The organism is Micromonospora humi (genome assembly GCF_900090105.1).
Classification (GTDB): Bacteria; Actinomycetota; Actinomycetes; order Mycobacteriales; family Micromonosporaceae; genus Micromonospora; species Micromonospora humi.
On the sequence record NZ_FMDM01000014.1, the window covers coordinates 101,985 to 117,304 of the forward strand.

The 15,320-nt window shown below is 74.2% G+C and carries 18 protein-coding genes and 1 tRNA gene; 9 read left to right on the forward strand and 10 right to left on the reverse strand.

Annotation, left to right across the window (positions count from 1 at the left end):
* The first annotated feature begins 15 nt into the window (after positions 1-15).
* Together GA0070213_RS24260 and GA0070213_RS24265 are read left to right on the forward strand one after the other, a co-directional pair.
* A complete protein-coding gene (locus GA0070213_RS24260) occupies positions 16-387 on the forward strand; it encodes an SCP2 sterol-binding domain-containing protein (protein ID WP_091069422.1) in 372 nt (123 codons plus the stop codon).
* Positions 387-2,447, forward strand: coding sequence for an amylo-alpha-1,6-glucosidase (locus tag GA0070213_RS24265; RefSeq protein WP_091069426.1), 2,061 nt, complete (start codon positions 387-389; stop codon positions 2,445-2,447). Before GA0070213_RS24260 ends, GA0070213_RS24265 begins: the two co-directional genes overlap by 1 nt.
* A 23-nt stretch (positions 2,448-2,470) precedes the next feature.
* Here GA0070213_RS24265 and GA0070213_RS24270 read toward each other — a convergent pair whose 3' ends face one another.
* Together GA0070213_RS24270 and GA0070213_RS24275 are read right to left on the reverse strand one after the other, a co-directional pair.
* Positions 2,471-2,863 carry a VOC family protein gene (locus tag GA0070213_RS24270; RefSeq protein ID WP_091069429.1) on the reverse strand — a complete coding sequence of 131 codons (393 nt, stop codon included), beginning with the start codon at positions 2,861-2,863 and terminating at the stop codon, positions 2,471-2,473.
* A 9-nt stretch (positions 2,864-2,872) separates the two neighbouring features.
* The gene (locus GA0070213_RS24275; RefSeq protein ID WP_091069433.1) at positions 2,873-3,532 is read right to left on the reverse strand and encodes an alpha/beta hydrolase; all 660 of its coding nucleotides are present in this window, start codon (positions 3,530-3,532) and stop codon (positions 2,873-2,875) included.
* A 99-nt stretch (positions 3,533-3,631) separates the two neighbouring features.
* On the opposite strand from GA0070213_RS24275, the gene GA0070213_RS24280 reads away from it, so the two are divergent.
* Entirely contained in the window at positions 3,632-4,384 is a 753-nt protein-coding gene (locus GA0070213_RS24280) for a lysophospholipid acyltransferase family protein (RefSeq protein ID WP_091069436.1), read from the forward strand.
* A gap of 19 nt (positions 4,385-4,403) precedes the next feature.
* On the opposite strand, the gene GA0070213_RS24285 is transcribed toward GA0070213_RS24280, so the two are convergent.
* From GA0070213_RS24285 to GA0070213_RS24300, 4 genes are all read right to left on the reverse strand, one after another.
* Positions 4,404-5,147 (reverse strand): hypothetical protein, encoded by a 744-nt coding sequence (locus tag GA0070213_RS24285; protein ID WP_091069440.1) that lies wholly within the window; start codon positions 5,145-5,147, stop codon positions 4,404-4,406.
* Between the two features lie 74 nt (positions 5,148-5,221).
* On the reverse strand, positions 5,222-5,938 hold the full coding sequence (locus GA0070213_RS24290) for a response regulator transcription factor (RefSeq protein ID WP_091069443.1): 717 nt from the start codon (positions 5,936-5,938) through the stop codon (positions 5,222-5,224).
* Complete coding sequence (locus GA0070213_RS24295) at positions 5,908-7,104, reverse strand: hypothetical protein (protein WP_091069446.1); 1,197 nt, start codon at positions 7,102-7,104, stop codon at positions 5,908-5,910. Before GA0070213_RS24295 ends, GA0070213_RS24290 begins: the two co-directional genes overlap by 31 nt.
* Entirely contained in the window at positions 7,094-8,266 is a 1,173-nt protein-coding gene (locus tag GA0070213_RS24300) for an ATP-binding protein (protein WP_091069448.1), read from the reverse strand. Before GA0070213_RS24300 ends, GA0070213_RS24295 begins: the two co-directional genes overlap by 11 nt.
* A gap of 141 nt (positions 8,267-8,407) precedes the next feature.
* On the opposite strand from GA0070213_RS24300, the gene GA0070213_RS24305 reads away from it, so the two are divergent.
* A complete protein-coding gene (locus GA0070213_RS24305; protein WP_091069450.1) occupies positions 8,408-8,848 on the forward strand; it encodes an Rv0361 family membrane protein in 441 nt (146 codons plus the stop codon).
* Between the two features lie 250 nt (positions 8,849-9,098).
* The gene (locus GA0070213_RS24315; protein ID WP_091069455.1) at positions 9,099-9,485 is read left to right on the forward strand and encodes a hypothetical protein; all 387 of its coding nucleotides are present in this window, start codon (positions 9,099-9,101) and stop codon (positions 9,483-9,485) included.
* 58 nt (positions 9,486-9,543) lie between these two features.
* Here the strand turns inward: GA0070213_RS24315 and GA0070213_RS24320 are convergent, their stop codons facing one another.
* Complete coding sequence (locus tag GA0070213_RS24320) at positions 9,544-10,455, reverse strand: phytanoyl-CoA dioxygenase family protein (protein WP_091069458.1); 912 nt, start codon at positions 10,453-10,455, stop codon at positions 9,544-9,546.
* 90 nt (positions 10,456-10,545) lie between these two features.
* Here GA0070213_RS24320 and GA0070213_RS24325 point away from each other — a divergent pair, with 90 nt between their 5' ends.
* Together GA0070213_RS24325 and GA0070213_RS24330 are read left to right on the forward strand one after the other, a co-directional pair.
* The gene (locus GA0070213_RS24325) at positions 10,546-11,130 is read left to right on the forward strand and encodes a hypothetical protein (RefSeq protein ID WP_091069460.1); all 585 of its coding nucleotides are present in this window, start codon (positions 10,546-10,548) and stop codon (positions 11,128-11,130) included.
* Positions 11,131-11,188: 58 nt separating this feature from the next.
* Entirely contained in the window at positions 11,189-11,440 is a 252-nt protein-coding gene (locus tag GA0070213_RS24330; RefSeq protein WP_091069463.1) for a hypothetical protein, read from the forward strand.
* Between the two features lie 7 nt (positions 11,441-11,447).
* On the opposite strand, the gene GA0070213_RS24335 is transcribed toward GA0070213_RS24330, so the two are convergent.
* Positions 11,448-11,520 (reverse strand) — tRNA-Arg (locus GA0070213_RS24335).
* 169 nt (positions 11,521-11,689) lie between these two features.
* On the opposite strand from GA0070213_RS24335, the gene GA0070213_RS24340 reads away from it, so the two are divergent.
* The gene (locus GA0070213_RS24340) at positions 11,690-12,436 is read left to right on the forward strand and encodes a hypothetical protein (protein ID WP_091069466.1); all 747 of its coding nucleotides are present in this window, start codon (positions 11,690-11,692) and stop codon (positions 12,434-12,436) included.
* A 67-nt stretch (positions 12,437-12,503) separates the two neighbouring features.
* On the opposite strand, the gene GA0070213_RS24345 is transcribed toward GA0070213_RS24340, so the two are convergent.
* Positions 12,504-13,547, reverse strand: coding sequence for an alpha/beta hydrolase (locus GA0070213_RS24345; RefSeq protein ID WP_175441468.1), 1,044 nt, complete (start codon positions 13,545-13,547; stop codon positions 12,504-12,506).
* Between the two features lie 187 nt (positions 13,548-13,734).
* The gene (locus GA0070213_RS24350; RefSeq protein ID WP_091069469.1) at positions 13,735-14,145 is read right to left on the reverse strand and encodes an HPF/RaiA family ribosome-associated protein; all 411 of its coding nucleotides are present in this window, start codon (positions 14,143-14,145) and stop codon (positions 13,735-13,737) included.
* 285 nt (positions 14,146-14,430) lie between these two features.
* On the opposite strand from GA0070213_RS24350, the gene ssb reads away from it, so the two are divergent.
* On the forward strand, positions 14,431-15,177 hold the full coding sequence (gene ssb, locus GA0070213_RS24355) for a single-stranded DNA-binding protein (RefSeq protein WP_091069471.1): 747 nt from the start codon (positions 14,431-14,433) through the stop codon (positions 15,175-15,177).
* The last annotated feature ends 143 nt before the right edge of the window (positions 15,178-15,320 follow it).

Sequence of the window (15,320 nt, forward strand, 5' to 3'; positions counted from 1 at the left end):
GAGGAGTCGCCTTCGATGGTGGACATGACCACGAGATTCTTCGAGGACCTGGATCGGCGGGGGTTCGAGCCGCTGCTGGTCAAGACATCCGGAACGCTCCGGTTCGACCTGCACGAGGGCGCGCAGACCACGCACTGGCTGCTGGAGATCGACCGGGGCAACCTGCGGGTCCGGCAGGAGGACGGTGAGGCGGACACCGTGGTCGGCACCGACCCGCGGCTCTTCGGCGCGCTCGTCGACGGCGAGGAGAACGCCATCGCGGCGCTGCTGCGCGGCGACATGACAGTCGTCGGTGACCTGCGGCTCGTCCTCCAGATCGAGCGCGTCTTCCCCGGCCCGCCGGACTCCCGCGGGCCGCACCACGCCTTTGCCAGGAGGGCCGCCTGATGGCCGGTAGCAACACCGTCCGGATCCTGGACGGCAACACGTTCGTGGTCTCCGAGGACACCGGCGACATCGAGGCCACGCCGAGCGAGCCGACCGGTCTCTTCTCGCTCGACACCCGGTACCTCTCGAAGTGGGTGCTCACGGTCAACGGCGAGCGGCTCAACGCGCTCTCCTACGACGACCTCCAGTACTACGAGGCCCGCTTCTTCCTGGTGCCGGGCATGGCGACGCACTACGTCGACGCGAAACTGTCGATCATCCGGGAACGGGTGGTGGGCGGCAGCTTCCGGGAGACGCTGACCATCCTCAACCACGACGAGAAGGCGGTCGACCTGGAGATCCGGATGGACGCCGGCTCCGACTTCGCCGACCTCTTCCAGGTCAAGGACGAGATCCTCAACAAGAAGGGCGAGCTGTACGCCGAGGCGGAACCGGACCGGCTGCGACTGGGCTACCGGCGGGGGAACTTCAAGCGGGAGACGGTCGTCTCCACCAACCAGCCGGCCCGCTACGACAACCGGGGCTTCGCCTTCAGCGTCCACCTGGAGCCCAACGAGCAGTGGAACGTCCTCATCGACGTGCAGACGTTCGCCATCGGGCCCGGCGGCCGGGACCTGCGGATCGGCTTGCGGGCGCACGGCACCGAGCGGCTCGCGCTCCAGCACGACCTGGAGGAGTGGATCGAGAAGGCGCCGAAGGTGAACAGCGAGCACGGCCGGGTCGCCGCGACCTACCGGCGGAGCCTGGTCGACCTGGCGGCGCTGCGCTTCTCGCCGCTGTCGCTCGGCGGGCAGACGCTGCCCGCGGCCGGGCTGCCCTGGTTCATGACCATGTTCGGGCGGGACAGCATCCTCACCTGCCTCCAGGTGCTGCCGTTCGCACCCGAGATGTCGAAGACCACGCTGCGCATCCTCGGTGCCCTCCAGGGCACCCGGTTCGACGACTTCCGGGACGAGGACCCGGGTCGGATCCTGCACGAGATGCGCTACGGCGAGACCGCCGCGTTCGAGGAGCAACCGCACTCGCCCTACTACGGCTCGGTGGACGCCACCCCGCTGTTCGTGGTGCTGCTCGACGAGTACGAGCGGTGGAGCGGCGACGTGGCGCTGGTCAAGGAGCTGGAACGGGAGTGTCGCGCCGCGCTGAGGTGGATCGACGACTACGCCGACCTGGTCGGCAACGGCTACATCTGGTACGAGCGGCGCAACACCGACACCGGCCTGGAGAACCAGTGCTGGAAGGACTCCTGGGACTCCGTCTCGTACGCCGACGGCTCGCTGCCGCCGTTCCCGCGGGCGAGCTGCGAGGTGCAGGGGTACGCGTACGACGCGAAGATCCGGGCCGCCCGGATGGCCCGGGAGTTCTGGGGTGACCCCGGGTACGCCGAGCAGCTGGAACGCGAGGCGGCGGAGCTGAAGGCGCGGTTCAACCGGGACTGGTGGGTCGACGACGGTGGCTTCTACGCGCTGGCGCTGGACCCGCAGGGGCGCAAGTGCGACGTGCTCAGCTCCAACATCGGCCACCTGCTGTGGAGTGGGATCGTCGACGACGAGCGGGCGCCGCGGATCGCCGAGCACCTGATCGGGCCGCGCCTGTGGTCCGGCTGGGGGGTGCGGACGCTGGCCGAGGGCGAGGTCCGCTACAACCCGATCGGCTACCACAACGGCGCGATCTGGCCGTTCGACAACTCGTTCGTCGCCTGGGGTCTGCGCCGCTACGGCTTCGCCGAGGAGGCGGCGACGGTGGCGAACGGGATCCTGGACGCGGCGACCTACTTCGACGGCCGGCTGCCCGAGGCGTTCGGCGGCTACCAGCGGGAACTGACGAAGTTCCCGGTGGAGTATCCGACCGCGTGCAGCCCGCAGGCCTGGTCGACCGGGGCGCCGCTGCTGCTGATCCGGACCATGCTGGGGCTGGAGCCGCACGAGGGTCACCTGGCGGTGGACCCGCGGCTGCCGGTGGGCATGGGGCGGATCGAGGTGCTGGACATCCCGGGCCGGTGGGGTCGGGTGGACGCGTTCGCCCGGGGCCGGCTGGACCTGCACAACCTGGCGGGTTGACCTGCCGGCCGGCCCGGCCGCGCTCAGTGGCCGGGCGACGGCTCGGCGGCGTGCGCCTCGTGCGGGGGCAGCAGGCAGAACTCGTTGCCCTCCGGGTCGGCGAGCACGGTCCACCGGGGCAGCTCGCGGACCACTGTCGCGCCCGCCTCCAGCACCGCGGCCCGTTCCTCGGCGTCGCCGACCAGGTCCAGGTGGATCCGGCCGGGCGCGGGCAGGTCACCGGTCGGGCTGATCCACAGGTCCGGCCGCCGCCCGTGCGGGTCGCGCAGCAGCACCGCCTCGGTCGGCCCGAGCGTACGGTCGGCGAGCTTCGCGCGGTCCTCGTCGACCACCGGCAGCCCGCTGACGGCGCTCCAGAACGGGGCGAGCAGGTAGGGATCGCGGCAGTGGATGACGATCGCGGCGAGGTCGGGCATGCCTCGAACCTAGTGGGCGGGGACCGCCGGCAGGACGGTGTCCAGGAACGTGGCGGCGACCGCGCGCAGATCCGGCCGGGCCAGGTCGAGCGCGTGCCCGCCGTGGGTGAGCCACAGGTGGGTCGGGTGGCCGGCGGCGAGCAGGCGACCGGCCAGCTCGACCGCCTGGGCGGCCGGCACCGGGACGTCGTCGCGCCCCTGCACCAGCAGCACCGGCACCCCGGAGCCGAGATGGTGGGCCACGGTGGCGTCGGCGGTGGCCGGGTCGCCGGCGGCCGGCGGGTGCCCGAGCAGGTCGGTCCACGGGTCGTCGCCGGGTGGACGGTGGCGCCGCTGCTCCGGGTCGAGCGGGTCCACCGGCGCCCAGTACGCCAGCACACCCGCCACGTCACCCGGCCGGTCCACCCCGCGCAGCCCCAGGTGCAGGGCGAGCATCGCGCCGGCCGAGTCGCCGCCGACCAGCAGCGGCAGGCCGCCCGCCGCGGCCCGGGTGGCCCGCGCTGCGGCGCGGACGTCGTCGAGCTGCGCCGGCCAGCGCGCCTCGTGCGAGAACCGGTGGGTCGCGGCGACCACCCGCAGGCCGAGCGACGCCAGCGCGGCGCCGTCCTCGTCGGAGCGGGCCCGCCATCCGCCGCCGTGGATCCAGAGCAGCACGCCGCGTTCGGTCACCGGCCCATCGTGGTCTCGTCTAGGTCGGTCCGCGACCCCGGTCTGCTCAGGGCAGAGCGTCCCTACGGTCGGGTAACCTACTCGGGGTAAAGTTGCCGGATGCCGGAACTCGTGTACCCGCCCGTGATCACCGCCGCCAAGACGATGTTCCGCGCTCTCGACCTGCGCCTGGACGTGCGGGGCAGCGAGCACGTGCCCGCCACCGGCGGGGCGGTGCTGGCGTCCAACCATGTGAGCTATCTCGACTTCATCTTCTGCGGCTACGGCGCGCACGAGTCCCGCCGGCTGGTCCGGTTCATGGCCAAGGAGAGCGTCTTCCGGCACCGGGTCTCCGGTCCCCTGATGCGCGGCATGAAGCACATCCCGGTCAACCGCGCCGCCGGCGCCGGGTCGTACGCCGCCGCGGTCGCCGCGCTGCGCCGGGGTGAGGTGGTCGGCGTCTTCCCGGAGGCGACGATCAGCCGCTCCTTCACCGTCAAGGACCTCAAGAACGGCGCGGCCCGGATGGCGCAGGAGGCCGCCGTGCCGCTGCTGCCGGTGGCGCTCTGGGGCACCCAGCGGCTGTGGACCAAGGGTCGCCCGCGCACCCTGACCCGCCGGCACACCCCGATCACCATCCTGGTGGGCGAGCCGATGGACCCGGCCGCCTACCCGGATGCCACCGCGCTGACCGCCGAGCTGCGCACCCGGCTGTCGGCGCTCGTCGACCGCGCCCAGCGGGACTATCCGGAGCAGCCGGCCGGCCCGGACGACGCCTGGTGGCAGCCGGCCCACCTCGGCGGCTCCGCGCCCACCCCGGAGCAGGCCGCCGAGCTGGACCGCTCGGACCGCCGCTCCCGCAGCACCTCCTGACCGCCGCCCGACCGGCGGGTCAGCAGGCGGAGCCGGGCTGGTCCCGGGCCGGGGCGTCGAGCCGTGGCCAACCCGTGGCCTCCGCCACCGGCTGGCGGTAGTAGTCGTCGCGGGACAGGAACTCCACCGGGAGCGAGCCGGGCAGCGTCACCGCGCCCAGCGTCGGGCCGGGGGAGGCGGCCACCCGGGTGGCGAGGGCGTCACGCTCCGGCGGGGACAGGTCCACCAGGTCGGGGTGGGCCAGCCGGAACCCGGCCACCGAGCGGCGTACCTGCCGGGCCAGCGCGGTGACCAGCGCGACCGGGCCGGTGAGCGCCAGCGCCGGCTGCCGGATGGTGCGCAGCGCGTCGCAGACCACGCGCAGCTCCACCGCGTCGTCGCCGACCTCGGCCAGCTCCAGCCGGGACGGCCACTGCCAGCGGATCTGACCGCTGACCAGGCGGGACAGCCGGACCGGGCGCCGGTGCCGGGCGCCGGTCGGGCCGTCCCGCCCGGGGACCAGGGACAGCTCGGGGCCGGTGCACACGTAGGCCAGACGCCGGTCGGTCACGGTGACCGACGCCGGGTCGGGCAGCGCCCAGCAGCGCACGTCCTCGGTGGGGCCGAGCAGGTGACCGGCGACCGACAGCCGGTGCTGGCCGAGCAGCCGCTCGCCCGGCTCGGGCACCAGCGCGTAGCGCCGGTCGAGCAGCGGACGGGTGGGGTCGTCGTCGGCGTCGAAGCGGTGTGGCCCGATGAAGAAGGGTGCGGCGTCCTCCGGCACGGTACGACCTCCCGGTGACGGTTGGCGGTGCCGATGAGCCTGACCGATTCCTGGGGTGATTGTCATGACACCCGTTAGGGGGTCGGCCGGTCGGCCGACGCCTGCGACCGGTAGATGCCGATATCTTCCGGTCGGACGAGGCCGTCCTCGATCGCCCGGGCGAGCAGGGCCGCCTTGGTGGCCGCCGGACGACCCGCTCGGGTGTACTTGATCCGCGCCCGGTCGACGTACTGCTTGACGGTGTGCTCGCTGATCTGCATCCGGCGCGCCACCGACGCCTTCGACATCGACTGGAACCAGAGCAGCAGCGCCTCGCGCTCCTTGTCCGACAGGGCCGGCCGGTCCGGGCGGGCATCGCCGACCATCGCGCCGGCCAGCGCCGGCGGCACGTACGGGCGGTCGCTCGCCGCCGCGAGCACGGTGCCCACGCAGTGTTCCCGCCCCTCGTGCTTGGCCAGGAACGCCACCGCACCCGCGTCCAGGGCGGCCAGCATGGTCTGCGGGTCGGTGTGCTCGGAGTAGACCACCACGCGCCGCCCGGCCGCGCTCAGCTCGGCCAGCTTGTCGAGCACCATCCGCCCGTGCAGCCGCAGGTCGAGCAGGACCACCTCGGCGTCCGGCGCGGCCCGCAGCACCGCGTCCGGGTCGTCGCCGGTCGCCAGCACCCGCAACCGCGGCTCGGTGGCCAGCCAGGCGCGCACCCCGTCGATCACCACGGGGTGGTCGTCGACGATCGCCACCCCGATCGGGTGGCCGGCGTTCACGTCCGACTCCAGCGGGTCTGCGTCCATCTGATCTCCCCGTCCCGCTCGTGCAGGCGCTCCACCGGGCCGTCGCCGCCGGCCGGCGCCCCGGAGTCGTCCGGGCCGTCGTCGTCCGGCGTCACCAGACTGACCACCACCTCGTCCGGGTTGGCGACCACGGTCAGCCGGGCCCAGCCGCGGGCGCCGGCGAGCGCGGCGGTGAGCGGGTCGGCCAGCCCTCGGCGCACGTCGACCGGCAGCTCCGGCGGCGTACCGACCGCGATCAGCTCGATCGGCAGGCCGTTCCGTTCGGCCAGGTCGGCGGCGGCGCGCAACTCGTGCAGCAGCGGGTCGGGCACGTCGTCGGACTCGGCGATCAGCCGGCGCAGCCGGGCGGCGGCCAGCACCGCGCGGCGGCGTACCGCCGGGTCGGCCGGGTCGGCCTCGCCGGCCGCCAACGCCGCCAGCACCTCCTCGGCGGTGCCGCTGACCAGGGCGAGCCGGGCCTGCCGCTCGCCCTGGGCGCGCTCGGCCGCCTCCCGTTCCGCGGCCATGGCCAGCACCGCCGCGGCGGTGCCGGCCCGGTCCCGGGCCAGCGCGGTCAGCGCCGCCGCGCCGGCGAAGACCGCCACCGGCAGGGTGGAGGTGCCGTAGACGTACATCGCGTAACGGCTCAGGTCGGCCGGCGCGGTCGCGCCGTGCAGCACCACGGCCACCAGCGCGATCGTCGCGTGCGCCGCGAGCACGGCCAGCAGCCAGCGCACCGGACGCCGCCAGAGCACCAGCAGGAAGAACCAGGCCAGCCCGCCCCACACCCAGTTCGCGGTGCTGAACAGGAACCGCTCGCCGGCCGCCGCGAAGACCGCCGCGTCGACCACCAGCAGCGCCGCGGCCAACCGCCGGGCCGGGGGCAGCCCGCCGCGCAGCAGGCGTACGCCGGTGGCGACGCCGACCAGCGCGGTCACCAGCCAGCCGCCCGCCACCACCGCCGGGGCGGCCATCCCGGGGCCCGCCCCCAGCACCGCCGGCAGCCCGATCACCAGGTGCCAGGCCAGCGCGATGACCACCGCGACGAGCCGGGCGCCCCGGTCCGACGCGTCCGCCACGGCGTGCGCCTCCGGCGGCGCGGCGGCCGACCCGGCGCGCGCGAACACCCGCGGCCGGGGGAGCGGCGCCGGGCGGGTGGTCACCGCCGCCGGGGACTCAGTCGCCATCCGGCCACTCCAGCCGGACGCGGGTGCCCGCGCCAGGGGCGGAGGTCACCACCGCTCGACCGTCCACCGTGGCCATCCGCCCGTGGATCGACTCGCGCAGCCCGTACCGGTGGGCCGGGACCATCGTCGGGTCGAAGCCCGGCCCGTCGTCGACCACCTCGACCACCACGGCGCCGCCCTCGCGGGCCAGGCGCAGCGCGGTGGTCGCGCCCGGCGCGTGCCGCACCACGTTGGCCAGCGCGGCGGCGGCGCTGTCGGCGAGCGCCGCGGCCACCTCCGCCGGCACCCGGCACGGCGGCAGCGTCGCGGTCACCGGCACCTGCGGCAGCCCGGCGAGGACCGTGCGCAGCCGCTCGTCCAGGTCCGCCTCGCCGGTCGCGGCCCGCGCCCCGGCCAGCGCGCCGAGGGTACGCAGATCAGCCGCGCACCGCTCGCGCAGCGCCGCCGAGCCGCCGGGGACCGCGCCCAGCCCGACCATGGTCAGCGTGCCGAGCACGGTGTCGTGCAGGTCCCGGTTGTGCCGCCGTTCCGCCTCGCGCGCGGCGCGGGCCACCACCGCCTCGTGGGACATCCGCCGGAACTCGGCGAACGCGGCGTCGCCCCGGCTGATCCACCGGCGCATCACCGCGGTCATCACCGCCGTGCAGCCGGTCTGCACCAGCAACGTGCCGGTGTGCGCCCGCGCCTCGACCGGGTTGCCGGCCAGGGTGGCGCCGGTCGCGTAGGCGGCGGTGACCAGCAGGCCGGCCGGCACCGACCAGCGGGCCGGTGCGGTGGCCTGTGCGTTGATCACCGTGGTGCTGGCCAGCACCGCGACCCAGCTCGCCTCGCCGGGCAGCACCTCCGGCGCGACCAGCCAACCGAGGGCCAGCGCGGTGGCGGTGGTGAGCGCCACGTCGCCGGCCACCAGCGCGACGCCGATGCCGTGCCGGAACGCGCGGACGGCGTACCAGCCGGACCACGCGGTGAGCGCGACGACGGCCGGGACCAGCAGCGCCACCCGCACCGGCGGCGTCCGCACCGACAGGGCGACCACCGCGCCGACCAGGCCGCAGGTGAGCCGGAGCAGCGCCGGCAGGGTGGTGAAGATCAGCGTGAACGCGCCGCCCGCCGGACGGTCCAGTGGGGACCGGGGCAGGGTCGTGGCGGCAGCCACCGGCATCGGGGAGGTGTCCTTCCGGCAGCGACCCGGCCGGGTCCGCACGGCATAGATTGACGCCGGAGAATAACATGCTTTGTCGGAACCGGTCACCCTCGGTGCGCGGCGCGTCGACGGGTTGTCCGAGGTCTCTACCCTGCGGTCATGGCGTACGAGCCGGCCATGGTGCCGCCGAAGAAGTCCAAGCGGACGCTGTTCATCGTGCTGGGTGTGGTGCTCGCCCTCTGCTGTTGCGGCGGCGCGACCGGTGGCTTCCTGCTCTACCGGGTGGCCAAGGACGCCACGGACCCGGCCCGCGCCACTGTCGACACTTTCGCCACGGCGGTGGTCGCCCGCGACTACCCCGCCGCGTACGGGCAGTTCTGTGCCCAGGTGCGCGACCGGCTCGGCGAGGCGGACTTCGCCCGGCAGCAGTCCGCCCAGCCGGAGCTGACCGGCTACGAGATCCTCGGGGTGAACGTCATGAACACCAACGGCCGGGTGCACGGGTCGGCGAACGTCCGCTTCACCCCGCGCGACGGAGTCGCCATCACCCAGGTCCTCCCGCTGGTCAAGGAGGACGGCGACTGGCGGGTCTGCGACTGAGCCACCCCAGGGCCGCCTCGGCGCGTCCAGGCGTCCTCGCGACGCCGTGGGCACGGGCGTGGTTCCGGCGCGTGCCTTTCGAGCTGATGGCGGAAACGACTCAGTGCGAGAGGCGGCGAGGGTTCCGTCGTCGGGGGATACTCGGCGACATGCCGCCCCCTGATCGAGCCCAGTGGAAGCGGGCGATGCCGGTGATGCTCGGCTGCCACGGCGCGGTCGTCGTGGCGTACGCCCTCCTCGTGGTCGCCCGGTGACGACGGAGTCCGTCGAGGACGGGACCCAGCGCCTCCTGCGGACAGGTCCGTTCCTGGCCGCGCTGCTCGGTGCCGTCGTGGTCGCGTTCCGGCTGCTCATGCCGATCCGGATCGGGCCCGGCGACCACGAGAAGAACACCAGCTGCGGCACCGCCGTGGCCATGGACCTCGGTGCGTGGCAACGGTTTCCGGGGCAGCCGGACTCGGCTCACTACCTGGACCTGGCCTTCCGGGCGTGCACCGCCGAACGCGTCGACCGGATCGCCCAGTCCGTCGCGGTGCTGACGGTGACACTGCTCGTCGTGGTCGTACTGGGGTGGTGGCGCTCGTCGAGGGAGGAATGGTCCAGCCTGCCGGGGGAGCGGCCACCCCCGCGGACCTGACGCACTCTCCGGCAGCCGGTCCGGCGGTGGCTGCCCGCCGGCACGGCCCGGTGACCCGTCAGACCTTCCAGGGCGTCAGATCCAGGTGCGGGTAACGCTGGGCGACACCGGCGAGGGTCTCGGCGGTCCAGTAGGGATGGCCCGGCGGTGGGAAGCCGAAGAGCGCGAGCTGCGCCGGGGTCGCCCGGCCGACGAAGCGGTACCAGGCGGGCTCGTGGCTGCGTTGCGCCCAGGCATGACGGTTGCTCCAGTCCACGGCGGCCGGCCGGAAACTCAGGTGCATGGTGTAGCGGGCGCCCCGTGGCGCGGTCATGCCGGTGCCCCGGTGGAACGTGCCGGGCTGGAAGGCGACCACCGTGCCGGCCGGGCCGGCGCCGGAGACCTCCGCGTCGTAGAGACGCGGGCTGCCGGTGGGCGCGACGAAGTCGCCGAACCGCTCGCCCACATCGCTGCGAGGATACCAGTTCGGCCGCGCCGGAAGGTCCCTTGTGTGCCGCGTGGCCAGCAGGTGCGGCGGGCCGAGGCCCTCGGGCACGTCGACGAGGTAGACGAACATCTCCAGCTGCCGGTGCCCGGGCGCGTCCGTCGGCACCAGCAGGGTGTGGTTGAGGTAGTCGCGGTGCAGCTCCTGGTCGTAGTCGGCCGCTCCGGTGAACTTCGCCCAGGCCTCGGCCGAGTAGATCCGGAGATCCTCGGTGGTGAGCAACGCGCGCGCCAGCCGCACCAGGCGCTCGCCCACCGCAAGCAGGCTGAGTGCGACGCTGTCGAACGGAAAGCCCTGGATGCCGGCGAACTCGTCGCCGAGGTAGCGGTCCCGCCGCGGATCCGTCCCGTCGTGGAAGCCGTCCGGCGACGGGAACATGGTCGCCAACTCGTCGAGCGCGGGCGCCAGGTCCGCAGCCGGGAGGTAGCCGGGCAGGATGACGAATCCCTCGGTCTCCCACTCGTTCCGTACAGCGTCGTCGATCATCCGGGCAGTATCCCGACGGATCCACCGACGTGCATCCGATTTCCACGCCGGCGTGGTAGACCGGTACGACACTCGGGACGGGGGCAGGCCATGGCCGAAACGCGAGCCTTCTGGCTCGACGAGAACGTCGATCGTGAGCGCGGCACCGGCGGACGCGGCCGCTACGAGGCCGAGGTGCTCAGACGTACCGATGAATTCGCCGACACGTGGGGCGACATCGCGCCGGTCGCCTTCGCCGCGACCGCCTGGCGGGTCGCCACCGAGCTGTCACCCGGCTACGTACGCCGGCACCGGCGGATCGTGGCCGCGACCTGCGCGCCGAGCCCGTGGGACGGCAGCCTGATCTGTGCCGTCACGGTGATCTCCCGGTGGCCGGCCGAACTCACCTGGAGCCGGCAGTGGCAGCGCGACCGGGGCTGGCGGGACTGGCCCCAGTTGTTCGGCCAGTACACGACGCCGACCGACCAGGACCTGACCCGCAGCCCGCACCTGCGCGCCACGCTCCAGGTGGAGGCGCCCGTCCCGCTCGGCGACCTGCCGCCGGCACCCGACGGGCCCGGCGACGCCGTGGCGGCCACGGCGCGGCGCGCGGTCGTCGTGCTGACCCGGGAACTCAACGACCTGCTCCACCCGTTGATCGGTCAACTGGAGGCGGGCGTGCCGGCGGACTCGTGATCCCCCGGCGGCCGCCGGTCGTGGCGGCGCGGCGCTCCGCGCGGGCTATGTTGAGTTGATGGACGAGCTCCTGGCGATCGTGCTGGTCGTCGGCTGCCTCGCCGGCACCCTGTGCCTTCTCGCGTGGCTGGCGGCCCGGGTTCGTAGCCGCGGGGTCGGCGACAACGTGATGGGCCCGTTCGAGGAGATCTGGCATCCGGCCGCCCACCGGTACCGTGCCGAGATCAAGGTGCACGAGGAACGGGTGGCGCCGCTGCCGCCCGCCGGAGATCCGGGGCGGCGAGGGCGAGGTGGAAGCGCCTCCGGGTAGGTGCCTGTGCGCCCGGCAGGATTCGAACCTGCGGCCTTGGGATTAGAAGTCCCCTGCTCTATCCGCTGAGCTACGGGCGCGCGTCGACGGTCGTCGCGCCAAGAGGGTACCGCCGGCTCCGGCCCGGCCGGGGGTACGGGTCGGGCGCGCCCACGTCGCCGCCAGCGTCCCACGCCGGGGCCGCATCCGGCATCGGAGTTCCGGCGGGTCCCGGGCCGGCGGGCACACCCCGGTCCGTACCCTCGGCGGATGCTGCTCGACCAGGAAACCGAGAACGAGATCGTCTTCGAGTTGTGCCAGCACCTCGGGCGGTCGATCCTGCCCGTCGCCGGGTCGGAGGGGCCCGGAGCGCCGGCCGGGACGGTCGGCACCGCCTTCTTCTACAGCGAGTTGGTCGGCGCCACCGACGACGGGGAGGTCGCGCACGAGTGGCTGCTCACCGCCGAGGTGCTCACCGACCGGCCGTACGGGGAGATTCTGCTCCGGCCCAGCGTCACCGAGCCGGCCGAGGGTGCGGCGGAGCCGATCGAGCTGTCCGGTTTCGCCGACCACTGGCTGCGCCTGCCGGAGCTGGGGGTGGCCGCGATGCCGACCGGCGGGCTGCACGGCCACGCGGACGACCGGGGCTGGCGCTGGCGTACCCAGCAGGTCACCGAGGCGGTGGCCGCGTCGGCCGGCGCGGTGGCGCGGATCGGCGCGGCGCCCGGTTCGGCGTTCGTGCTGGCCCTGGGGGTCGCCGAGGACGGGTCACGACCGTTGGAGGCGGTGGTCCAGCAGGTCGCGCGGGACGGCGACGAGGTGCGGGTCACCGTCGAGCTGCCCGCCGGGTACGTGGGTGCGCCGGTGTTCACGGTCGAGGCGGGGCCGGAGGGTGCAGCGGTCCCGCGCTGCCTGGGCGTGCTGCTGCCGCCGCGTGACGGCGGGCACCCGGTCGCCACGTTCGACCGGATCCGGCCGGCGCTCGCCGAGGTCGTGCAAGGAGGGGCCCCTTCTTAACGCCTCCGGTAGAGAGGGGGCCCCTTCTCACCGCCGCCGCGAGGGATGAGGGGCGACGGCGGTCGGCTCAGCCCTCGGCGCCGGCGGCGGCCCGGGCGTCAGCCGGCTCGTCGGCCGGGGAGCGTGGGGCGGGCGGCGCGGACTCGGGCGCCGGCTCGGTGGGGCCGGCGCGGAGGAAGCCCTCCGCCCACCGGCCGACCTCCGCGAAGACCTTCTCGCGTACGCCGGGGCTGGACAGCGTGAGGTCGTGCAGCCCGCCGTCGAAGCGGGCCACTGTGACGTGCCGGCCGAGCCGGGGGGCCCAGCGCACCATGTGTTCCACGTCGAGCACCGCGTCGGCCCCGGTGGCGCTCTCGTGCCACTTCGCGCCCCGGAAGCTGCGCGTGGAGCAGGCCAGCAGCACCGGCACCTCGATGGTGAGCCCGGCCCGCAGCCGGCGCTGACCGGTGCGGATCGCGTTCAGCCAGCCGGCCCGGACCGGGAACCCGGCGAGCGGCTTCCACGCCAGGTCGTAGCGCCACTCGCCACGGTGGTCAGCGTGCAGGCTCTCGCCGTACACGGTGCCGAGCCCGAACGGCAGGATGCGCTGCGGCGCCCGGCGGCCCAGGCGGGCGACGGCGGCCGCGAGCGGTCGACGGACCGCCCAGGGGGCGTTGATGTCGAAGAAGGGGCTGTTCAGCACGATGCCGTCGACCAGGCCGGCGTCGCGGCGGGCGTCCGCCCAGAGCGAGATGATCAGACCGCCGGTCGAGTGGCCCATGGCGAGCAGCGTGTCGTGCCCCTCCTCGGCGCGGATGATCTCCGCGGCGGCGTCCAGCTCGGGGAAGTAGTCGCTGAGGTCGCGGCAGAAGTTGGGGGTCTGGTGCGGGAGCAGACTGCGGCCGTACTTGCGCAGGTCGAGGGCGTAGAAGTCCCAGCCCCGCTCGGCGAAGAAGTCGGCCACGTGGGTCTGGAAGAAGTAGTCGACGAAGCCGTGCACGTAGAGCACGGCCCGGCCGGTCGGGCGGTCGGCGCGCCGGCGGACCACTGTCGCGACCACCGGCCCCTCGTCGTCGGTGCCCAGCTCGATCGTGCGCCGCTCGTAGGGCGCTCCCAGCACGTCCGGTTCCACGACCGCGACGGTACGCCGCCGAGCTACCCGGCGGTAGGGGCGTAAGGCGGGGGCCCTTGTTAACGCATTCGGTAGAGGAAGGGGCCCCGCTTAACACGAGGCGGTTGAGCGGGGGCCCCGCCTGACACCTGGGCCGAGCGCGGGACCCCCGCCCGCCGGCACCGTGCGGGCGGGGGCGTACGGGAACTCAGGCGGTCTCGGTGTCCTGCCGCAACGCGTCCTCCAGCGGGACGGGGTCGGGCTGCTCCGTCGCGCGCAGGTGCTTGTTGCTGCGCGGCTCCTGCCGGGTCTTCGCGTCGTTGAGCTTGCGGCGCAGGTCGTCCCGGACGTCGTTGAGCGCGGCGTGCAGGTCCTCCTCGGTCGAGGTGGTGACGATCTTCTGCCGGCCGGCCACCCAGCACTCCAGGGTCACCTTCTGGCCCCGGGCCTCGCGGTCCTTGACCGACACCTCCAGTTCGGTGGCGTCGGCGTGGAAGCCGGCGAGTCGGGCGTCAAGCGTCGCGAACTGCTCGGCGATCCAGTTGCGGTCGCCCTGGGAGAACCCGGCACCGACCCGCAGGCACTCGCCCACGGTCGCGGGGTTCGCCACGGCGCTCATCGCCCTGCCTCGCGGACGTCTCGGAGAAGCATCGGCGCTCCCTTTCTCTCGGTTGATCAAGTACTTACCCAACCGGCGCGATTCCGGAACGCCTCCCGCCGGTCACGTTCCGATCATGTGTCGCCGCAGGTCGTACCCGTAGGGCCCATCGGCCTAGCAGACGGGGCCCTTGATCAGGCGGTTGTCCACAAGCCGTGCGTCGTCCACAGGCGCGGGGTCGGCGGGCTGCCCGGACGGCCCGGTTCGGCCCACGCTCGTCCGGACAACCGATCCCTGGGAGGGGCGATGTTCGACACCTACGTCACGATCGTCGGCAACGTGCTGACCGCGCCGGAGTGGCGCCGCACCACGCAGAGCGGCACGCTCGTGGCCAACTTCAAGGTCGCCTCGACCGCGCGCCGGCTCGACCGGGACAGCGGCCGCTGGGTCGACGGCAACAGCCTGCGGGTGCGGGTGAACTGCTGGCGACGGCTCGCCGAGGGGGTGGCGGCGTCGGTGGCCCTGGGCGATCCGGTGATCGTCGCCGGCCGCCTCTACACCCGCGACTGGACCGACGAGGCCGGCAACCACCGCACGCTCTACGAACTGGAGGCGGTCGCGGTCGGCCACGACCTGTCCCGGGGGCGGGCCCGCTTCCTGCGCAACCAGCCGCGCGCGGCCACCAGCTCGGTCGAGGACGCCGAGGCGGAGCAGCGCGTGCACGGCGAGGCGACCGAGCCGGTGCCCGACGAGCAGGCCCCGACCACGTTCGACGCCCGGCCGTTCGTCGACGACTTCCCGGCGCCGGAGTTCGGGGCGGCGCACGTCGGTCTCTCCGGCACGCTCGACCGGATGGCCGCACTCGACCCGTTCGACGCTCGCCCCGGGGAGTCGGGGGATGGCGAGGAGGAGGGAGACAAGCCGGTCGCGGCCGAGGACGACGAGCTGACCGAGGTGGAGCTGCCCGTCGACGACGGGCCGAGGGCCGCGGGGTCCGACGGCGGGTCCGCCTCGGGGCGCCGCGGCCGACGGCGTAGCACGGTGGCCGTCTGAGGCCTGGGCCGTGCGACGGGGGCGCGGGGTGGCGACGTCGGCGTGGCCACCCCGCGGTACGGCGATGCGGCGGCCTCGGAGAGGACGCCTCTTCCGTCGTATACCTCGCATCGTTGTGCCGGGGCGGGCCGCACGGTCGGCAG

Excerpts from the sequence above, each read along its gene's own strand:
- GA0070213_RS24300 (WP_091069448.1), bottom strand. The coding sequence starts at position 8,266 with ATGCCGGTGGCTGCCGCCACGACCCTGCCCCGGTCCCCACTGGACCGT.
- GA0070213_RS24340 (WP_091069466.1), top strand. The coding sequence starts at position 11,690 with ATGCTGCTCGACCAGGAAACCGAGAACGAGATCGTCTTCGAGTTGTGC.
- GA0070213_RS24320 (WP_091069458.1), bottom strand. The coding sequence starts at position 10,455 with ATGATCGACGACGCTGTACGGAACGAGTGGGAGACCGAGGGATTCGTC.
- GA0070213_RS24350 (WP_091069469.1), bottom strand. The coding sequence starts at position 14,145 with ATGAGCGCCGTGGCGAACCCCGCGACCGTGGGCGAGTGCCTGCGGGTC.
- GA0070213_RS24280 (WP_091069436.1), top strand. The coding sequence starts at position 3,632 with ATGCCGGAACTCGTGTACCCGCCCGTGATCACCGCCGCCAAGACGATG.
- GA0070213_RS24330 (WP_091069463.1), top strand. The coding sequence starts at position 11,189 with ATGGACGAGCTCCTGGCGATCGTGCTGGTCGTCGGCTGCCTCGCCGGC.
- GA0070213_RS24305 (WP_091069450.1), top strand. The coding sequence starts at position 8,408 with ATGGCGTACGAGCCGGCCATGGTGCCGCCGAAGAAGTCCAAGCGGACG.
- ssb (WP_091069471.1), top strand. The coding sequence starts at position 14,431 with ATGTTCGACACCTACGTCACGATCGTCGGCAACGTGCTGACCGCGCCG.
- GA0070213_RS24260 (WP_091069422.1), top strand. The coding sequence starts at position 16 with ATGGTGGACATGACCACGAGATTCTTCGAGGACCTGGATCGGCGGGGG.
- GA0070213_RS24290 (WP_091069443.1), bottom strand. The coding sequence starts at position 5,938 with ATGGACGCAGACCCGCTGGAGTCGGACGTGAACGCCGGCCACCCGATC.
- GA0070213_RS24325 (WP_091069460.1), top strand. The coding sequence starts at position 10,546 with ATGGCCGAAACGCGAGCCTTCTGGCTCGACGAGAACGTCGATCGTGAG.
- GA0070213_RS24265 (WP_091069426.1), top strand. The coding sequence starts at position 387 with ATGGCCGGTAGCAACACCGTCCGGATCCTGGACGGCAACACGTTCGTG.
- GA0070213_RS24270 (WP_091069429.1), bottom strand. The coding sequence starts at position 2,863 with ATGCCCGACCTCGCCGCGATCGTCATCCACTGCCGCGATCCCTACCTG.
- GA0070213_RS24295 (WP_091069446.1), bottom strand. The coding sequence starts at position 7,104 with ATGGCGACTGAGTCCCCGGCGGCGGTGACCACCCGCCCGGCGCCGCTC.